18 protein-coding genes are annotated in these 18,717 nt (G+C 69.2%); 8 read left to right on the forward strand and 10 right to left on the reverse strand.

Going from position 1 to position 18,717, the window contains the following annotated elements; translation table 11 throughout:
* Positions 1 to 6 precede the first annotated feature (6 nt).
* The 6 genes from AUL32_RS23805 to AUL32_RS23830 all read right to left on the reverse strand — a co-directional run bounded on the left by AUL32_RS23805 (position 7) and on the right by AUL32_RS23830 (position 6,562).
* The gene (locus AUL32_RS23805; protein WP_062120924.1) at positions 7 to 996 is read right to left on the reverse strand and encodes an ABC transporter permease; all 990 of its coding nucleotides are present in this window, start codon (positions 994 to 996) and stop codon (positions 7 to 9) included.
* On the reverse strand, positions 993 to 2,510 hold the full coding sequence (locus tag AUL32_RS23810) for a sugar ABC transporter ATP-binding protein (RefSeq protein WP_062120927.1): 1,518 nt from the start codon (positions 2,508 to 2,510) through the stop codon (positions 993 to 995). The genes AUL32_RS23805 and AUL32_RS23810 overlap by 4 nt, the downstream gene beginning before the upstream one ends.
* Complete coding sequence (locus AUL32_RS23815; RefSeq protein ID WP_210177815.1) at positions 2,495 to 3,640, reverse strand: Gfo/Idh/MocA family protein; 1,146 nt, start codon at positions 3,638 to 3,640, stop codon at positions 2,495 to 2,497. Before AUL32_RS23815 ends, AUL32_RS23810 begins: the two co-directional genes overlap by 16 nt.
* Positions 3,640 to 4,695 (reverse strand): sugar phosphate isomerase/epimerase family protein, encoded by a 1,056-nt coding sequence (locus AUL32_RS23820; RefSeq protein ID WP_062120930.1) that lies wholly within the window; start codon positions 4,693 to 4,695, stop codon positions 3,640 to 3,642. Before AUL32_RS23820 ends, AUL32_RS23815 begins: the two co-directional genes overlap by 1 nt.
* Positions 4,692 to 5,801 carry a LacI family DNA-binding transcriptional regulator gene (locus AUL32_RS23825; protein WP_082660098.1) on the reverse strand — a complete coding sequence of 370 codons (1,110 nt, stop codon included), beginning with the start codon at positions 5,799 to 5,801 and terminating at the stop codon, positions 4,692 to 4,694. The genes AUL32_RS23820 and AUL32_RS23825 overlap by 4 nt, the downstream gene beginning before the upstream one ends.
* A gap of 164 nt (positions 5,802 to 5,965) precedes the next feature.
* The gene (locus AUL32_RS23830) at positions 5,966 to 6,562 is read right to left on the reverse strand and encodes a TetR/AcrR family transcriptional regulator (RefSeq protein WP_062120933.1); all 597 of its coding nucleotides are present in this window, start codon (positions 6,560 to 6,562) and stop codon (positions 5,966 to 5,968) included.
* Positions 6,563 to 6,761: 199 nt separating this feature from the next.
* On the opposite strand from AUL32_RS23830, the gene AUL32_RS23835 reads away from it, so the two are divergent.
* Genes AUL32_RS23835 through AUL32_RS23845 form a run of 3 tightly spaced genes read left to right on the forward strand, consistent with a single transcriptional unit; the run spans position 6,762 to position 10,565 of the window.
* Entirely contained in the window at positions 6,762 to 7,262 is a 501-nt protein-coding gene (locus tag AUL32_RS23835; protein WP_062120936.1) for a (2Fe-2S)-binding protein, read from the forward strand.
* Positions 7,259 to 8,317, forward strand: coding sequence for an FAD binding domain-containing protein (locus tag AUL32_RS23840; RefSeq protein WP_062120939.1), 1,059 nt, complete (start codon positions 7,259 to 7,261; stop codon positions 8,315 to 8,317). Before AUL32_RS23835 ends, AUL32_RS23840 begins: the two co-directional genes overlap by 4 nt.
* Positions 8,310 to 10,565: a xanthine dehydrogenase family protein molybdopterin-binding subunit gene (locus tag AUL32_RS23845; RefSeq protein WP_062120964.1), complete on the forward strand. Its 2,256-nt coding sequence runs from the start codon at positions 8,310 to 8,312 to the stop codon at positions 10,563 to 10,565. Before AUL32_RS23840 ends, AUL32_RS23845 begins: the two co-directional genes overlap by 8 nt.
* A gap of 99 nt (positions 10,566 to 10,664) precedes the next feature.
* Here the strand turns inward: AUL32_RS23845 and AUL32_RS23850 are convergent, their stop codons facing one another.
* Both AUL32_RS23850 and AUL32_RS23855 read right to left on the reverse strand, forming a co-directional pair.
* Complete coding sequence (locus AUL32_RS23850) at positions 10,665 to 11,828, reverse strand: M24 family metallopeptidase (RefSeq protein WP_062120941.1); 1,164 nt, start codon at positions 11,826 to 11,828, stop codon at positions 10,665 to 10,667.
* Between the two features lie 30 nt (positions 11,829 to 11,858).
* Positions 11,859 to 13,163: an alpha/beta fold hydrolase gene (locus AUL32_RS23855; RefSeq protein ID WP_374700980.1), complete on the reverse strand. Its 1,305-nt coding sequence runs from the start codon at positions 13,161 to 13,163 to the stop codon at positions 11,859 to 11,861.
* A gap of 770 nt (positions 13,164 to 13,933) precedes the next feature.
* Between AUL32_RS23855 and AUL32_RS23860 the strand changes: the two genes are divergently transcribed.
* The 3 genes from AUL32_RS23860 to AUL32_RS23870 are packed head-to-tail and all read left to right on the forward strand — an operon-like array spanning position 13,934 to position 15,934.
* Complete coding sequence (locus AUL32_RS23860) at positions 13,934 to 14,533, forward strand: HupE/UreJ family protein (protein WP_062120946.1); 600 nt, start codon at positions 13,934 to 13,936, stop codon at positions 14,531 to 14,533.
* Positions 14,523 to 15,329 (forward strand): hypothetical protein, encoded by an 807-nt coding sequence (locus AUL32_RS23865; RefSeq protein WP_062120948.1) that lies wholly within the window; start codon positions 14,523 to 14,525, stop codon positions 15,327 to 15,329. Before AUL32_RS23860 ends, AUL32_RS23865 begins: the two co-directional genes overlap by 11 nt.
* The gene (locus tag AUL32_RS23870; protein ID WP_062120950.1) at positions 15,326 to 15,934 is read left to right on the forward strand and encodes a DUF1007 family protein; all 609 of its coding nucleotides are present in this window, start codon (positions 15,326 to 15,328) and stop codon (positions 15,932 to 15,934) included. The genes AUL32_RS23865 and AUL32_RS23870 overlap by 4 nt, the downstream gene beginning before the upstream one ends.
* A gap of 4 nt (positions 15,935 to 15,938) precedes the next feature.
* Here the strand turns inward: AUL32_RS23870 and AUL32_RS23875 are convergent, their stop codons facing one another.
* Positions 15,939 to 16,148, reverse strand: a complete 210-nt coding sequence (locus tag AUL32_RS23875; protein ID WP_148639962.1) for a hypothetical protein — start codon at positions 16,146 to 16,148, stop codon at positions 15,939 to 15,941.
* An 88-nt stretch (positions 16,149 to 16,236) separates the two neighbouring features.
* Between AUL32_RS23875 and AUL32_RS23880 the strand changes: the two genes are divergently transcribed.
* Entirely contained in the window at positions 16,237 to 16,809 is a 573-nt protein-coding gene (locus AUL32_RS23880) for a hypothetical protein (protein ID WP_244493256.1), read from the forward strand.
* Entirely contained in the window at positions 16,806 to 17,051 is a 246-nt protein-coding gene (locus tag AUL32_RS23885; RefSeq protein ID WP_061973655.1) for a hypothetical protein, read from the forward strand. Before AUL32_RS23880 ends, AUL32_RS23885 begins: the two co-directional genes overlap by 4 nt.
* Here the strand turns inward: AUL32_RS23885 and AUL32_RS23890 are convergent.
* Positions 17,032 to 18,060, reverse strand: coding sequence for a LysR family transcriptional regulator (locus AUL32_RS23890; protein ID WP_062120952.1), 1,029 nt, complete (start codon positions 18,058 to 18,060; stop codon positions 17,032 to 17,034). The genes AUL32_RS23885 and AUL32_RS23890 overlap by 20 nt on opposite strands.
* Between the last annotated feature and the right edge of the window lie 657 nt (positions 18,061 to 18,717).

Genomic DNA, 18,717 nt, shown 5'->3' on the forward strand with positions numbered 1-18,717 from the left:
GCCGACTTATGCGCCGGCTTTGCCTTCACGCTGCAGCACCACAGCGAGAACGATGATGGCGCCCTGGATCGCGCCGTTCAGATAGGGCGAGACGAAGTCCGTGAGATTGAGGAGATTGCCGATCAGCGACAGGATCAGGACGCCGATCACCGTGCCCCAAACCCGGCCGAAGCCGCCCTTCAGCACCGTGCCGCCGATGATCACGGCGGCGATCGCCTCCAGCTCCCAGAGAAGGCCGGTGGCGGACGAGGCCGAGCCGAGGCGCGGCACGTACATGATGGTGGCGACACCCACGAGCAGGCCGAGCGCGGCATAGGTGGCGAGCCGCACGCGGGCCACCCGCACCGAGGAATAGCGGGCCACCTGATCGTTGGAGCCGATCGCCGCGCAGTGCCGGCCGAAGGCGGTGGAGCGCATGACGACCTCGCCCACGACCACCACCACCGCGAAGACGATGATCGGCCAGGTGATGCCGAACACCCCGCCGTAATAGACCGGCTGGTAGAAGGAGCGCAGGCTGAAGTCGAGCGACAGCGTGCCGCCATTGGCGAGCCAGGTGACGAGGCTTCGATAGATGCCCATCGAGCCGAGCGTGACGATGAAGGCCTCGATGCCGAGTTTGGTGATGAGGAGCCCGTTGAGAAGGCCGGCGACGAGCCCCGCGAGCAGCGCCACGCCCATGCCGAGGAGGACGATGGGCACGCCGACGCCGAGCCCCGGCAGCGCCTTGTTCATGACGAGGATCATCAGCCCGGCGATGAAGGCCGCCATGGAACCGACCGAGAGGTCGAGCCCGCCGGCGGTGATGACGAAAGTCATGCCGACCGCGATGATGCCGATGAAGGCCGAGCGCGCCAGGACGTTGGTGACATTGTCGAAGGCGAGGAAGTTCGGGTTCATCAGGGCGCCGGCGACCACCAGGAGGATCAGCGCCAGGATCGGGCCGACCACGCTCATGGCGATGCGGCGCGGCGCCTTGGCTGTGGTCTCGCTCATGCGGTGGTCTCCCCCTCGGTGCGCAGGGGCGCGACGCCCATGGCCAGCTTGACGATGGCGTCCTCGGTGGCGTCCGCCCCGAGTTCGCCGGTGATCCGGCCGTGGCGCATCACCAGGATGCGATCCGCCAGCCCGATCACCTCCTGCATTTCCGACGAGATCACCACGATGGCCCGTCCCTCCGAGGCGAGCCGGCGGATGAAGCCGTACATCTGCTGCTTGGTGCCGATGTCGATGCCGCGCGTCGGCTCGTCGATGACGAGGATGCGCGGCTCGGCGAGCAACACCTTGGCGAAGAGCAGCTTCTGCTGGTTGCCGCCCGAGAGATTGCCGACCAGCGCGCCGCGATGGCCGCGAATGTCGAAATCCCGGATGGCCTCCGTCAGCGCCCGCTCCTCGGCCCCGGTGTCGATCAGCCCCCGGTCGAAGCGCGACAGGGCCTGGAGCGTCAGGTTCTCGCGCATGCCCTTGCGCAGAAGGAGGCCGCGCGACTTGCGGTCCTCCGTGAGATAGCAGAGGCCGAGCGCCTGGGCGGCCCAGGGCTGCTCGATCCGCGCCGGGCGGCCGAAGACCTCCACCACGCCGCGCGCCGGGCGAAGGCCGCAGAGCCCCTCGAAAGTCTCGGTGCGGCCCGAGCCGATCAGCCCGGCAACGCCCAGAATCTCGCCCCGGCGCAGGGTGAAGGTGATGTCGTGGGAAAAGCCGGGCACGGCGAAGTCCCGCACCGAAAGGACCACCTCGCCCGGCTGCCCGGTCTTGGGCGGGAAGAGGTCCGACATCTCGCGCCCGACCATGGCGTTGGCCATGGCGTGCTGGTCCATCTCGCCGGCCGGCCCGCTCCAGACCACGCGCCCGTCGCGCATGATGGTGAGATCGTCGGCGATCTCCTCCACCTCGTCCAGCTTGTGCGAGGTGAAGAGCACGGCGGTGCCCGCCTCGCGCAGCGCCCGCACCTGACGCAAGAGGATCGCCGTCTCGGCTCTCGTGAGCACGGCGGTCGGCTCGTCCATGACGAGAACCCGCGTCTCGCGCAGCATGGCCTTGGAGATTTCCACCATCTGCTTGTCGGAATTGGAAAGCGTGGAGACCACGCGGTCGGTGCCGGCGCGGCACTCCAGCCGGTCGAGAAGTTCGCGGGCGCGCTTTCGCATGGCCGGCTTATCGAGCAGCCAGCCGCGCTTCAACTCGCGGCCGAGAAAGATGTTCTGCTCGACGGTGAGCTGGTCGGCGAGGTTGAACTCTTGGTGGATCATCGAGATGCCCAACCGCTCGGCCTCGTCCATCCCCGCGAAGGTAACGGGCCGCCCGTCCAGCCGCACCTCGCCGCTGGAGACGGGCTGGTAGCCCGCCAGGATCTTCATCATCGTGGACTTGCCGGCGCCGTTCTCGCCGATCAGCGCATGGACCCGGCCGGGCCGAAGCTGGATATCGACGCCGTGCAGGACCTGGATCGGCCCGAAGCTTCGGCCGACCCCTTTCAGCTCCAGAACCGGCGGGGCTAGAGCGTGACCCATGCCGCATCCCCGCCCGAGGAGCGCACGCAGGCGTCGATGAAGCGCATGCCGGACAGCCCGGCTTCGAGACCCGGAAGCACGTCCAGCACGGGATCGCGCCGCCCTTCGCCCGCCGCGCGAATGGCGCTCGCCGCGCCGACATAGAGGTTGGCGAAGCCTTCCAGATAGCCTTCGGGATGGCCGCCCGGCGTTCGGCTGACGGCGTTGGCCGCCTCCGACGCGCCCGCGCCGCGTCGGGTCAGCAGCTGCTTGGGCTCGCCGAAGCGGGTGAACCACATGTGGTTCGGCTCCTCCTGCGCCCATTCCAGGCCGCCCTTGTCGCCAAAGACGCGCAGCCGCAGCGCGTTCTCGCAGCCGACCGCGACCTGGCTGCACCAGAGCATGCCCCGCACCCCGCCCTCGAAGCGCAGGAGGATATGGGCGTTGTCGTCCACGCGCCGGCCGGGCACGAAGCTCTGCAGGTCGGCCGACAGGCGCTCGACCTTCAGGCCAGTGACGAAGCAGGCGAGATTGTGGGCATGGGTGCCTATGTCGCCGATCGAGCCGCCGGCGCCCGAGCGCTCGGGGTCGGTGCGCCATTCCGCCTGCTTGTTGGTGCCGGTTCCCTCGCTCGCCTCGGTGAGCCAGTCCTGAGCGTATTCGACCTGCACGATGCGCAGCTGGCCGAGCGCGCCCGAGGCCACCATCTCGCGCGCCTGCCGGATCAGGGGATAGCCGGTGTAGTTGTGGGTGAGGAGGAACAGGGCTTTGGAGGCGCGCACGGCCTCTTCCAGCTCCGTCGCCTGGGCCATGGTGGCGGTCAGCGGCTTGTCGCAGATCACATGGATGCCGCGTTTGAGAAACGCCGCCGCCGCCGCGCCGTGGACATGGTTCGGCGTGACGATCGACACGGCCTCGATCCCGTCGGGGCGCGCGGCCTCCGCCTCGGCCATCGCCTCGAAGCCGGCATAGCAGCGCGCGGGGTCGAGCCCCAGCGCCAGGCCGCTCTCGCGCGAGCGCTCGGGGGTCGAGGACAGGGCGCCCGCCACCAGTTCGAACTCGCCGTCGATGCGCGCGGCGATGCGGTGGACCGCGCCGATAAAGGCGTCCTTGCCGCCGCCGACCATTCCCAGCCTGATGCGCGGCGCCATCACGAAATCCCCAGCATGCGACGGTTGGCGACCTCGTCCGTGCCCCCGCCGGCGAAATCGTCGAAGGCCCGCTCGGTGACGCGGATGATGTGGTCGCGCACGAAGGCCGCGCCCTCGCGCGCGCCGTCCTCGGGGTGCTTCAGGCAGCATTCCCATTCCACCACGGCCCAGCCGGAAAAGTCGTTGGCTGCCATCTTGGAGAAGATCGCGCCGAAATCGACCTGCCCGTCGCCCGGGCTGCGGAAGCGGCCGGCGCGGTTGATCCAGGGCTGGAAGCCGCCATAGACGCCCTTCCTCCCGGTCGGATTGAACTCGGCGTCCTTCACGTGGAACATCCGGATACGATCCTTGTAGATGTCGATATGGTCGAGATAGTCCAGGCACTGCAGCACGTAGTGCGAGGGGTCGTAAAGCATGCAGGCCCGCGCGTGCCTGCCGGTGCGCTCCCAGAACATCTCGTAGCTGTCGCCGTCGTGCAGATCCTCGCCGGGGTGGATCTCGTAGCAGACGTCCACGCCGCATTCCTCAGCATGGTCGAGGAGCGGCCGCCAGCGGCGGGCGAGCTCGTCGAAGGCGGTTTCCACGAGGCCCGCCGGGCGCTGCGGCCAAGGGTAGACGAAGGGCCAGGCGAGCGCGCCGGAGAAGGTGGCGTGGGCGTCGATCCCCATGTTGCGCGAGGCGGTAAGCGCCTGCTTCACCTGCTCGACGGCCCATTCCTGCCGGGCCTTCGGATTGCCACGCACGGCGGGCGCGGCGAAACCGTCGAAAGCCTCGTCATAGGCGGGGTGGACGGCGACGAGCTGGCCCTGGAGATGGGTGGAGAGTTCGGTGACGTCGACGCCGTTCTGGCGCGCGACGCCCTTGAACTCGTCGCAATAGTCGGGGCTTTCGGCGGCCTTCGCCAAGTCGATCAGCCTTGCGTCCCAGGTCGGCACCTGAACGCCGGCATAGCCGCAGTCGGCCGCCCATTTGGTGATCGCGTCCCAGGAGTTGAAGGGCGCCGCATCGCCCGCGAACTGCGCCAGGAAAAGCCCCGGCCCCTTGATCGTCTTCATCCCGTTCTCCCCGTGATGCCTGTCGTTAAGTCGCTTGCCCAGGACGCCGGGCGGCCGGCGCCGGGCAGATTGTCCCCCCGGCCGGCGCCGGGGAGATTGTCCTTGAGATAGATCGTGGGCACGATGTCGGTCGGCGGCGGCGGCCGGCCGTCCGCGATGGCGCGCATGGCGTCCAGCGCGCGGGCGATCTCCTCGGCCGGCTTCTGGTCGATCACCGCGTCGATCAGGTCGCCCTCCAGCGCGGCGCGGCTGAGCGGCGTCAGCTCGTGCAGCACGGCGAAGGGGCGCGGCCCCTCCAGCCCCTCGAACAAGCCGACCAGGGCGCGGTTGCCGGCGCCGATCGAGTAGAGGCCGGTGATCCCCGAATCCCGCCGCAGCGCCTCGCCCAGGCGCTCGCGCATGGTTTCGGGCCGGTCACGCACCTCGATCGGCGGCAGGAGGTCGAGCTTCGAGCCGGGCGCCTGCATGATCTCGCGCGCGCCCTCCAGCCGGTCGCGATGGTCCCGCGCACCGAGCGATCCGAGAAGGATGAGGATGCGGCCCGCCCTAGCGCGGTGGGCCATGCGCATCAGCCGGCCGGCGGTGCGCCCGGCCATGCGGTTGTTGATGCCGACATAAAGGCTGCGAACCTCGTCCGCCGTGTCGGAAACCAGCGTGACCACGGGAACGCCGATGGAGCGAAGCCGCGCGATCGCGGCCGTCAGATCGGGCGAATCGGCGCCGACCACGGCGGCGCAGTCGCAGTCCCCCGCCTCGATCCGGCTCAGCTCCTCGGCCAGCGCCTTGGCGTCCAGCGCCGGCACGTCCCGGCAGGTGACGTCGAGCCGCTCGGCGGCGCGGGCGCCGGCCTCGCGCTCCAGCGTCTCGCGCAGCACGGAGAAGAAGCCATGGTCGCCGCGCGGCAGGAAGAAGCGGAAGCGATAGCTGCGCCGGCGCGACAGATTCGCGGCATGGATGTCCCGGACATAGCCGAGCGCCTCGATGGCGTGCCGGACGCGCAGGGCAGACTTCTCCGCCACGCCGCCACGCCCATTCAGAACGCGGTCGGCGGTCGAATAGCTGACACCAGCGCTGCGCGCCACGTCGTGCAACGTGGGGCTTCGCATGGATGATTTCCTCCCGACCGGACTATCGGAGGCGCGCTGACAGACGTCAATCAATTTCCATCAGGCACTGTCCGCCGGTCCCTTTCCGCCGGACGAGACGGAAAGACAGATGCCGGGAGCGGACCCTCGCCGGACGGTAGGCGGCAAGTGGCAATCGACCGGCCCTAAGCTCTGTCGCCCTCCGCCGGCACGTGAAGCCCGTCCACGAACACGTCGATCAGCCGGATCGTGCCGGCCTCCCCGCCCGGCTGCTTGCCCATGAGGCAAAGGCCGATCAGCGTCTGCAGCAGGTCCTCGGGGCCGATGTCCCGGCGGATCGCGCCGGACGCGACGGCACGCGCCAGAAGCAGGGCGATGGCGCGCGTCAGATGCTGGAGCGAATAGGCCTGGAGATCGGTGGCGCCGTCCATGGCGATGGCGAGCGCGGACAGCATGCCGCGCTTGGTCGCCACCATGCCGACCCCGGCATGAAGCCAGCGCCGTAGAGCCGGCACCGGCGCCTCGTCCCTCGCCAGCGTCTCGGCCAAAAGGGAGAGCTGGTCGATCTCGCGGCGGTAGACCGCCTCGAACAGGGCTTCGCGCGTCGGAAAATGGCGATAGAGCGTGCCGATGCCGACGCCCGCCGTGCGCGCCACCGCCTCCAGACTCGCCCCCGCCCCGCCGGCGCGAAACACCTCCGCCGCGGCCACGAGCAGCCGCTCGCGGTTCTTGAGCGAATCCGCGCGGGGTTTTCGCGTTGCCTTGTTCGCCTCGCAGACCATTTCCTTGTTTAGAACTCCTCGACTCTTGAAAACGGAGGATGCCTCCGTATAATCTGATGGCATGGGCGGACCGAGGGCCAGAGTCAGACACCCCGCTTCCGCTTCCGCCCTTCGCAACGATCCGCCCCTCCCGCCCGATCCTGCGGCAGCGGCGCGTCCTCGAATTTTCGCATCGACATATCACTGAACGGGGGAAAGCATGAACCCGACGATCCATTTGATGATCAACGGCGAAAGGCGAGCGATCGAGATCGACGATCCGCGCGTGACGCTGCTCGATCTCCTGCGCGAGCGCCTCGACCTCACCGGCACCAAGAAGGGCTGCGATCGCGGCCAATGCGGGGCCTGCACCGTTCTGGTCGATGGCCGGCGGATCAATGCCTGCCTGTCGCTGGCGCTCAGCCTCGACGGCGCGGAGATCACCACGATTGAGGGTCTGGCCGCGCCCGACGGCGCGCTGCACCCCGTTCAGGCAGCCTTCATCGCGCATGACGGGTTCCAGTGCGGCTACTGCACGCCGGGCCAGATCATGAGCGCGGTGGGCCTCATCAACGAGGGCCAGGCAGGCGACGATCCCGAGCGGGTGCGCGAGGGCATGAGCGGCAATCTCTGCCGCTGCGGCGCCTATGCCGGCATCACCGAGGCGGTGCTGGAGGCGCAAGCCACTCTGGCCGAATCCGAGCGGGAGAAGGCGGCATGAACCGGTTCGACTATGTGCGCCCGCAGAGCGTGGCCGAGGCAGTCGTGGCGGCGGCCGAGCCCGGCGCGGCCTATCTCGCCGCCGGCACCAATCTTCTCGACCTGATGAAGGGCGGCATCGCGCGGCCCGGCCGGCTCGTCGACATCACGCATCTGGAGGGGCTCTCCGCCATCGAGGCGCTGCCGGGCGGCGGAATGCGGATCGGCGCGCTGGTGCGCAACGCCGATCTGGCCCACCATCCCGACTTCGCCCGGCTCTACCCGGCCGTGGCGGAAGCGCTTCTGTCGGGCGCCTCGGCGCAGCTGCGCAATGTCGCCACCGCCGGGGGCAATCTCCTCCAGCGCACGCGCTGCCGCTATTTCTACGACACGGCCAGCGCCTGCAACAAGCGCGAGCCCGGCAGCGGTTGCGACGCGCGGGAGGGCGAAAACCGCTCCCATGCCGTGCTCGGCTGGAGCGACAGCTGCATCGCGACGCACCCGTCCGACTTCTGCGTGCCGCTGGCCGCGCTCGGCGCCCTGGTGGAGATCGAGGGGCCGAGCGGGCGGCGCACGGTTCCGCTCACCGACTTCCACCTCCTGCCCGGCGAGACGCCGGAGCGCGAAACCGTTCTGGCGCCGGGCGAGATGATCCTCGCCCTCACTCTGCCGCCCGAGGCCGAGCGCTTCACCGCCCATTCGCGCTATCTCAAGGTGCGCGAGCGCACCTCCTACGCCTTCGCCGTGGTCTCGGCCGCCGCCATGCTGGAGATGGAGGGGGGTACGATCCGCTCGGGCCGCCTCGCGCTCGGCGGCGTGGCGCTGAAGCCCTGGCGGGCGGAGGCGGCGGAAGCGCTGCTCGCCGGCCAGACGCCGGGGCGCGAGCTCTTCGCCCGCGTGGCCGAGGCGGCGCTGGCCGAGGCCCGCCCCTCCGGCGACAACGCCTTCAAGATCGAGCTCGCCCGACGCATCGTGGTGCGGGCGCTCACCCTGGCCGCCGCCGGCACGCCGAAGCGCTTGCCCGCCCTGCCGGCCTCCCCCTTTGCTCCCCTTCCCGCAGGTGTCGTCCATGTCTGAGACCCTCTTGAGCGAAAGCGGCCGCCGGGCCCGGCACGGCTCCAATATCGGCCAGCCGCTGACCCGGCGCGACGGCGTGTTGAAGGTGACGGGCGCGGCGACCTATGCCGCCGACAACCATCCCGAAGGCATGCTCTATGCCGTGGTGGCGACCAGCACGATCGCACGCGGTCGCGTCACTTTTCTGGACGAGGCGGCGGCGCGCGCTCATCCCGGCGTGGTCGAGGTGATGACCGGCGCCAACCGGCCGGCGCTGGCCACCGACCCCGACGAGAAGTCCAATCCGTTCATGTTCCGGCTGGACCTCCTGCAGAACGACCGCGTGCGCTACCCCACCCAGCCGATTGCCGTGGTGATCGCCGAAACGCTGGAAGCGGCCACCGAGGGCGCGATGCTGCTCGCCCCCCGCTACGAGGCGGAGCCCGCCCGCACCGGGCTCGACGGGGCGGAGAGCTTCGCGCCGCAGTCGGTCGGCGTCGGCAACCCGGCCTTCGCCGAAACGGGCGACGTGGAATCCGGCCTCGCCTCGGCCGCGCGGCGGGTGGACGCGACCTATGAAACCCCTGCGCAGTATCACAACGCCATGGAGCCCCATTGCGTCGTGGCGCAGTGGGACGGCGACACGCTCTCGCTCGACATGCCGAGCCAGGGTCTCGCCATGGCGCAGGGGCGCATCGCCGGCCTCTTCGGCATTCCGCCGGAGAACATCCACATCCGCAGCCCGTTCCTCGGCGGCGGCTTCGGCTCCAAGGGCTTTCCCGCCGGGCCGCAGATCCTCGGCATCCTCGCCGCCCGGCTCACCGGCCGGCCGGTGAAACTGGTGCTGCGCCGCGAGCAGATGTTCGGCCCGGTCGGCCACCGCGCGCCGACGCGCCAGCGCATTCGGCTGGGGATGGCGGAGGACGGTCGCTTCACCGCGATCGAGAACCACACGCGCACCACCTCCAGCACGTTCGACGACTTCTTCGAGCCGGCCGCCGACGTCGCCCACACGCTCTATGCCAGCCCCGCCATCCGCACGAGCTACGACGTGGTGCGCCTCGACACCGGCACGCCGCTCTTCATGCGCGCGCCCGGCGAGGCGACGGGCTCGATCGCGCTGGAAAGCGCCATCGACGAGGCGGCCGAGGCCGCCGGCATGGACCCGCTCGCCTTTCGCCTGAAGAACTATGCCGAAGTCGAGCCGATCTCGGGCAAGCCCTTCTCCTCCAAGGCCCTGCGCGAATGCTACCGGCAGGGGGCGGAGCGTTTCGGATGGTCGAAGCGGCCGCAGCAAGCCCGCCAGATGCGCGACGAGGCGGGGCTTCTGGTCGGCTGGGGCATGGGCACGGCGACTTTCCCGGCGCTGATGTTCCAGGCCAAGGCGCGTGCGACGATCCGGCGCGACGGCACGGGGCTGATCGAGACCGGCGCGCACGACATGGGCCAGGGCGCCTGGACGGCGCTCGCCCAGATCGGCGCGGACGCGATCGGCCTCGGCATGGACGAGGTTGAGTTCCGCGCCGGCACGTCGGATCTGCCGGACGCCGGCATCGCCGGCGGCTCGGGCCACACGGCGACGGCCGGCATGGCGCTGCACAAGGCGGGCCTCGCCGTGATCGCCAAGCTTGCCGAACTCGCGGTGAGCGACGAGCGCTCGCCGCTTTATGGCGCCGGCAATGTCGGCACGATCGCGCGCGAGGGAAAGCTCCTGCGGCGCGACGACGAAAGCCGGGGCGAGCCCTACACCGCGATTCTGGAGCGGGCGGGTCTCGCCAAGATCGAGGCCGAGGGCGAGGCGGCGGCCGATGGCGCGGCGCAGGAGGCCTATGCCATGCACGCCCACGGCGCGGTCTTCGCCGAGGTGAAGGTCGATCCCGATCTCGGCCAGATCCGCGCGACGCGCCTCGTCGGGGCGTTCGCGGCCGGGCGGGTCATCAATCCGAAGCTGGTGCAGAGCCAGCTCTTCGGCGGCATGATCTGGGGCGTCTCCTTCGCGCTGCACGAGCACGCCGTGACCGACCGCCGCTCGGGCCGCGTGATGAACGCGGATCTGGCGGAATACCCCATCCCGGTGAACGCCGACGTGCCCTCGCTGGAGACGATCCTCGTCCACGAGGACGACGCGCACGTGAACGTGCTCGGCATCAAGGGCGTCGGCGAGATCGGCATCACCGGCACGGGCGGCGCCGTCGCCAACGCGATCTGGCACGCGACCGGCAAGCGCATCCGCCGCTTCCCGATCTCGCTGGCCGACCTCCTCGACTAAGACTCTCCCCGCAACGGCCACGCGCCGTTGCGGGGACTTTGACGGGGCGAGACAAGAGCGGCGGCGGGCATGGGGAATCGACCCCCTGCCCTCCCCCGATCAGCCGCGCGTCACACCGAGATCGGTGAGCGAGTCCTGCGGCTGGGTGAACCAGTCGGCACCGCTGTCCGTCACATGGGCGTGGTCCTCCAGCCGGATGCCGAAGCGGCCGGGCAGGACGATCATCGGTTCGATCGAGAAGCACATGCCGGGCTCCAGCACCCGGCCGTTGCCGCGCACGATATAGGGCGCCTCGTGGATCTCCAGCCCGAGCCCGTGGCCGGCCCGGTGCGGCAGGCCGGGCAGATGGTAGTCCGGCCCGAGCCCGTGCGCGGCAAGAACCCGGCGCGCCGCCTCGTCCAGCGCGGAGCAGGCGACGCCCGGCCGGGCGGCTGCGAAGACCGCCTCCTGCGCCTCGCGCTCGATCGCCCAGATGCGGGCGATCTCGGGCTCGGGATCGTCGATCATGTAGGTGCGGGTGAGGTCGGAATGGTAGCCGTCGAGGCGGCAGCCCGTGTCCACCAGGATGAGGTCGCCCGCGCTCAGCACCTGATCGCCCTCGGCCCCGTGCGGCAGGGCCGTCGCCGCGCCGAAGGACACGATGGCGAAGGTCGAGCCACCGTCGGCGCCCATGCGGCGGTGCTCGGCGTCGATCAGCGCCACGATTTCGGACGCACGCACGCCGGGGCGCATGGCGTCGAACGCGCGCGCCTGGACCTCCAGCGTGATGCCCATCGCATGGCGGATCAGCTCGATCTCGGCCGCCGACTTGCGGATGCGCAAGGCCGACACGAGCGGGCCGCCGTCGCGAAGGCGATCCGTGCCCATCGCCCCGGCCAGCCGGTGGTAGACGAAGAGCGGGATCTGCTCGTCCAGCGCCAGCGTGCCGGAGGGGCCAAGGAGGTCGGCCACCAGGGCGGCGGGCTCCTCGTCCTCCTGCCAGGGCGCGCAGTCGCCGGGCAGATGCGGCAGCGTCTCGAAGCGCGAGACCTCGAAGCCGGGCACGAGATAGACGAGGCGATCGCGCGTCACCAGCGCGCCGCAGAAGCGCTCGCTCGCGTGCCAGACGAAGCCGGTGAAATAGCGAAGGCTCTCGGTCGCCCCGAGCAGCAGGCCGGCGACGCCCTCCGCCTCCATGGCCGCGCGCAGACGCTGGAGCCGGTCAAGGCGCTCGGCCTCGGTGATGCGGGGAACGGGGTGGGACCAGGAAGCAAAGGGAAGCATGGGCATTCGTCCAGGGGTCGGGACCAAGGGTCAGGAAGCGAGCGGGCCGCCGCGATCGCGCACCATGTCGCGAAGGCGGGCGAAGACGGCGGGCGAAGCGCGCACCCCGTCATGTTCGTATTCGTTGGTGATCCAGGTTTGGGCATTGCCGAGTGCGGCGGCGGTCTCGATCGACAGGCCGGCATCGACATAGAGATCGTCGAAATAGACCGCCGCCGCGAGCGGCACTTCGCTGGCGGCAAGGCGCGCCGTGTCCACCAGCAGCGGGTAACGGGTCTTGGCCGCCAGCGCCTCGGCCGCCGCCTGGAAGGGGCGCAGCGCGCGGATTTCGCCGAACATCCAGGAATAGATCATCTCGCCGGGAAAGAGCAGCGGCCGATGACCTGGCGCGAAGTCGGGATGGGCGAGCGACACGCGCTCCGCCGCCCAGCCTGTCGCCCCCTCGCCTTGCGCATAGATGCATTCCTGCAGCACGGCATAGAGCGGGTTGCCGGCGAATCCGGTGAGCCCCTCGACGGCGGCGAGGAAATGGTCGGACAGGCGCGTTTGGCCGCTGTCGGAAAACGCCTCGTCGAAGAGCCAATGGACGTTCTCGAAGCCCGGCCCCATGCCGAAGTCGAAGCCCAGCATTTGAAGGCGGCGCGCGGTGAGCCGGTCGCCATCCGGCAGGCGCACGTCCTCGGCCTCCAGAAAGTCCGCGACACGACCGACCAGAGCGCGGTCCCCCTCGTAGCGCTCGTAATAGCGCCGGGTCTTCTCGCGCGCTCTGGGAAAGGTGCGGCGATAGACCTCCTCCGCGCCGGTCCGGAGCCCCGGCAGGCCGCCCGTCACATAGCAGGCGGACAGGCCTTCGGGCGCGAAGGACAGGTAGCTCATGGTGATGAAGCCGCCATAACTCTGGCCGAGCGTTTCCCACTTGCCGCCGCCGAAGACGGTTTTGCGCAGGTGCTCGGCGTCGCGCACGATGCTGTCGGCCCGAAACAGGCAGAAATGCTCGGCCGCCGCCTCGGCGCCGGCGAAGCGCGCCATGTCGGCGCCCTCGATCCGGCTGGAGCGCCCCGTTCCGCGCTGGTCGAGCAGGATGACGCGATGCGTCTTCAGCGCCTCCTTCAGCCAGGACGGGCCGCCGCCCGCCGGGCGCGGCGACTTGCCGCCCGGCCCGCCCTGGAGAAACAGGAGCCTGGGCAGATCGGCCTCGCGGTCGCGCAAGGGGTCCACGACCTCGCGCGCGAAGATATCGATCGTCGGCCCGCCCTCCGGCCGGCTCCAGTCGAGCGGCACGGCGACGCGATGGTCGCGAAGGCGCATTCCGGGGATCACGGTGTCGGACAGGATCACAAGACGCTCCGTTTCTTCTCTCGGCCGTTCGGGCTCGGAACCGGCGAGCCGGGACAGGTCCCGCCCCGAAGGGCAGCGTCCGGCGCCGCTGCGGCTCCGAAACCGACCCGGCTTTCGCCCTTGTCGGCCACGGCGCTCCTGATAGCGCCTTCGCGGCCGGGGCTGCCAAGGATTTTTCGATCGAGGCGAAAACAGGCAGGCGGTTTGGCGCAGGGAACAGGACTTGCGGGCGGCGGATGGAGGCGCCGAAAGGCTGGGAGCGAAGCGAGGGCATATGGGCGATGGTGCTGACCAAGATGACGGCCAGCCGACTCCTCGCGAGTTAGCCGGACGAGCGACGGAATGTCGGAGGCAAAGGTTGGCCTCCGAGAAGACGGGACCGGGATATGAGCGCAGGCACTCCGGCTCGCAGGCGTGTCACCCTTCGAAGCATGGTTCGGCATCCCGGCGAATGGCGGCCTTAGGCAGATCTCGCAGCCTTGGATGCACTCAACCGGAGCGATCCCAGGACGGATCGGCCTATGCGCATACGGATGGGCGAAGCCTATGCCGTGTCCCCGAAGCGAGGGTGGACCGAGTCCGAAGACCAACCCCGCCCGCGTTTTCGAACCGGCTCTCAAGCCTTCGTCCCGTTTCCGCCACGATCGGCGGGAATCGAGGTCACGGGCCGCTCCCTTTCTCGTGATAGGATGGCGGGCCCTTGTCCGAATCGCATCCCCGGCGCGCCGCGCTTTCACCAGCCCGCGCCCAAACTCTTGCGAGTGTCCATGCGTCCCAATCTTTCCGGTTTCGCATCCGCCGCCCTGATCGCAGCCGCGCTCGCGCTGGCGCTTCCCGGCGTCGCCGAGGCCCATATCCTCCAGGGCAATGCCGGAGGCTTCGGCAGCGGCTTCGAGCATCCGCTGACCGGCGCCGACCATTTTCTCGCCATGTTCGCGGTCGGCCTCTGGGGCGCGCAGATGGGCGGGCGCTCGGTCTGGACCCTGCCCGTCACCTTCCCGCTCATCATGGTGCTGGGCGGGGTGATCGGCATTTCCGGCATCGCGCTGCCGGGCATCGAGATCGGCATCGCCCTGTCGCTGGTGGCGCTGGGTCTTGCCGTCGCCTGCGCCTGGAAGCCGCCGGAATGGGCGGCGCTGGCGCTGATCTCGGTCTTCGCCATCTGTCACGGCTATGCGCATGGCGCGGAACTGCCGAACGCGGCCGATCCGGCGGATTATGCCATCGGCTTCGTGCTGGCGACCGGTCTCATCCATCTTCTCGGCATCGGTGTCGGCCTTGCCTTGGAGCGGCCGATGCATGGGCGCATCGCCCGCGCGCTGGGTCTCATGATTACGCTGGGCGGCGGCTATTTCCTTGCCGCCTGAGCCTCGGCTCGCACCACCCCGCGCCCGCTGGGCCGGGCCGGCGCTGCTCCTTCTCGGGGGCGGCGTCGTGACGTGGCTCGCCCTGCGCAACAGCGCCGGCGGCGACATGCTGGAGCGATGGGTGCTGGTCGGCGCGCTCGGCTTCGAGCGCGTCCTGCCGCTCGCCGGGCTCGGCGTCGCGCTGGCGCTGGTGCCGGCGCTCGGCCTTGGGCTGTCGCTCGCCGCCTTCGCGGTTGGCGCTGCGGCGGGCTGGGAGGGGCATCGCCTGTTCATCGCTGTCATGGCGCCGGTGCCGCACGCGGCTGAGCACCTGTTTCTCGCAGGCCCCGTGGCGGCCGTCGCCTCTGGGCTGGCGCTTCTGGCGCCGAGCCGGCTGCGGCCGGCGCTCGCGCTCCCCGTTGCCGCGCTTCTCGGCTTTCTCCACATGGCGGCGATGCGCCTGACCGACCCGACGCTCTACGACCCCCGCGTCGGGCCGATCGGCGCGCTGGCCGGCGCTTGGGTGCTGCTCGCCGTCACGCTCACCGTCCGCGCCTTTCGCCCGCGCTGGGCGCCGATCGGCGCGCGCATCCTGGGAAGCTGGCTGCTGGCGATCGGGCTTCTTTACGGCGCGGCCTCCACCGTGCCGCCGCGCCGCGCGGTCGCGCCCCCGCCGCCGCCTTCTCCCTCGCCGGCCCCCGCCCCGTCCGGGCCGGCGGCGCCCCGGCCGAACCCGTTCGCCGGGCCGGCCGCCGAGGAGCTGTTTCCGCAAGGCTCGCGCCCGGCGACGCCGTTTCGCGAGGGATCGCCGCCATGAGGACAGGCGCTTCGATCCGCCTCCGCGCGCTGGCCTTGGGCCTGGTTGCCGCCCTGCTGCCGGCCGCGCCGGCAGCGGCCCATCCCGACATCACGATGGACTGCCATCTCCTGTTCAATTTCGAGGGCTCGGCGATCACCGGGCTCGGAGAAAGCTGGACCTTCGACGAAACCTTCAGCGCGCAGCTTCTGGCCGATTACGACGAGAACGCCGACGGGACCTTCAGCGAGGCGGAAAGCGGGGCGATCCGCGACGAGACCTTCGCGCGCCTGTCGGCCATCCACTATTTCACCTTCCTGACGGTGAACGGCGAGAGCGTTCCGGTTCCCGAGCCTTTCGGCTTCAAGGCGGCAGTGGCGGACGGGCGCGTGACCTTTTCCTTCGGCCTGCGCCTGCCCCAGCCGCTGGCGCCGAAGACGGCGCGGATCGGCGTGGAGATCAAGGACCCCGACTATGCCGTGGGCGCGGCGCTGGCGGCGGGCGAGCCGATCCTCCTTCGCGGCGAAGGGGCGGAAAGCTGCCGCGCGGTGATCGCCTCCAAGCCGGCGGACGCCTATTTCGACGGGCTCGTCATCCCGCAGGAGGTCAGCGTCGCCTGCGACTGATCTCTCAGCACAGGCTCTCGCCCGGCCCCATCTGTGCCGGCGCGCTGGTCTTGATCGCCAGAAGCTCGCGCAGCCGCCGACGATCGGCCTCGCTCCAGCCAGACAGCGCCCGGTCGATATGGCGACGGATCTCGGCGGGGTCGTCGCCGAACAGGCCGACGCCTTCCACCGCCAGTTGGACGTAGCGCTGCTCCAGCACGTCGAAGTCGTTCATATTTGAAACGCCCTTCAAAATCTTGATGCTTCCGACCAAGCGCATGTCTTTGGCACGATTGGGGTCACGCAACGAACGAGACGATATCATGTCCGTTTCCCCGACTTCCAGCGCTCCCCGCCCCGGCAGCAACAGCCTGCGCGCGGTGATCGCGACGAGCGCCGACCATATGCGGGACATCACGATCCTGCGCAGCATCTGCTTCGTGCACGAGTTGGACGTTCCCTCCCGCTTCGTGTTCGACGGCAACGACAATCAGGCCACGCATTTCGTCTTCTACGACGACGAGGAGCCAATCGGCGCCTTGCGCATCCGCTGGTTCGCGGGCTTCGCCAAATACGAGCGGACCTGCTTTCGCGAGAAGGCGCGCAACCCCTTCGTCATCAAGCGCTGTATCCAGGCGACCTTCGAGCATGTCGCCCGCAAGGGCTATTCGAAAGTCATGACGCAGTCCGAACCGCGCCTGACCAAGCTCTGGACCAAGCTCTTCGGCTTCGAGGCGCTGGACGATAAGCCGGCTTATATCCTCGGCCATTCCGAACCCTACATCACCGTCGTCGGCACGCTGAAGCCGCACGACAAGGCGATCACGATGGACGCCGACAGCGCGCTGCTTCTCCGGGTGGAAGGCGACTGGGATCGGCCGAGCGACTTCGAATGAGCGCCGCGCCCAAGAACGACGCGCTGCGGGTCTTCGACACCGACTTCACCATCGCTCACACGCAGGTCGAGATCGTCAACCGTCTGCGCATGCACACCGAAATGGTGCTGCGGCTGCTGTCCGACTCCAGCGCCCTGCCGCCCGACTTCAGCTCGTTTCTGGAAGATGTCGGCAACGCCTATATCGACATCGCCGACGAGGTGAACCGGCGAACGCGGGAGGCTAGAGCAAGGGCAGATTGAAAAAGGCGCGAAAATCGTTTTCCGGCGCCGAGCGGGTCGGCTGGAGGGTCAGCTCGCGCGCGAACATCGGATTGTCCGCAATGGTCCCGGCCAGCCAGTCGAACACCGCGCGCACGGGCCGCGAGCGAAGCCGGTCCGTCAGGGCGACGAGATAGAGCTTAATGGGAATGTGGACGTTCAGGTCAATCGGCACGAAATCCGGGTCGATCAGCACGTAGTTGCCCAGCAACGCCACACCCATCCCGCTCTTGGCGAAGGAGTAGTAAGCGAGCGAATTGGCGGCGCTATGGGCGGGAAGCCCGGCGCGGACGATCTCGCGCCAACGCTCCCAGGGATCGCCCGCCGCCGTGTAGTAGCTGCATTGCAGGAAACGGTGCTGGCCGAGGCGCGACAGGCTTGGCACGCCCTGCGTCTCGATATAGCGGCGGTGCGCGACGGGAATGAGATGCAGCGTGCCGACCTCGCGCGAGGTCACGTCGCTGCGCGGCAGCGGCGCCATGGACAGCATGATCTCGGCCTGGTTCTTGTTGAAATCGACGAAGGAAATCTGATCCTTGAGATCCACCGCGATATTGGGATAGCGCGCGCCGAGCCGCATCACCGCCGGCGCCACGAAGGCGACCGACAGGCCGGAGGTGACGCTGATCGTCACCGTGCCCGCAAGCTCCGTCTTTTCGCGGCCGATATTGGACGAGAGCGTGTGGAGCTTGAAGTCGAGATCGGCGAGGTCCATCGCCAGCCCCCGGCCCTGCTCGGTCAGCGTGATGCCGGAATGGCTGGAAACCACGAGTTGCGCGTTGATCTGCGATTCCAGCCGCTTCACGTCGCGGCTGACCGTCGGCCCGCTCGTGTTCAGCATTACCGCGGCTTCCGCGAAGGACCGGCTCTTGGCCACCGCCAGAAAGGTGCGAAGTTCCTTCCAGATCGGGCGGGACAGAAGACCGGCGACATCGAGCGGAGAGCGGTCGACGGCGGGAATGTTCGGCTCGGAGCCGAGACGCTCAGGCATGATCGAAACGTCGTCTCCCTCATATCGCCGACCCAGACGGACGCCGATCCCGCCTTGGAAATGCGGGAAAGAACGCCTCCGTGTCAAATCGGACGCGCCTTGTCTTCAGCAGCCACGAAGGCGATTAGACCAGGGCTAGCTGACGTTGCGGCAGAGGCGCAGCGAGCGGCATGAGGCGTTTCGTCGCGGAATGGATGTCGATCGGGAGGTGGAATACAGGCAGCCAAGCCATCGGCTTGCCGATGTCAGTGGGAGCTTCGAAGCATCGTTAGACTGGCGATAGACTGCTCGGCCCGGGGAGCGGCGTTGCGATCCGCCCGGCGACCGGGCGAGATCAACGGGAGGTTTTCCATTCCCCGAACTCGGCGCTCCAAGGCGCTGCGCTCTGCTATCGAAAGCGAAGTACGATGCGGCTCTCTCCATAAGGGAGCGTTGCCTCAGAGATCGGGGCAAGACTTAAGGGGGGAGGATGCGCGCAAGACTTTGGCCAGCTCACGAAGAGCGAGCCCGGAGTGATGCCAATGGCTCAGCTTAAGCATTCGCGACGGCGGGAGCGGCCAAGGACCCGCCAGTCGATCCCGGCAGGCTTTGTCCCGGGTTCTAGAATCCTACAGCCCCGCCTTGGCCATGGCGTCGCGCACGGTCTGCCTGAGGTCA

It is taken from the genome of Aureimonas sp. AU40 (assembly GCF_001463785.1).
Taxonomy (GTDB): domain Bacteria; phylum Pseudomonadota; class Alphaproteobacteria; order Rhizobiales; family Rhizobiaceae; genus Aureimonas.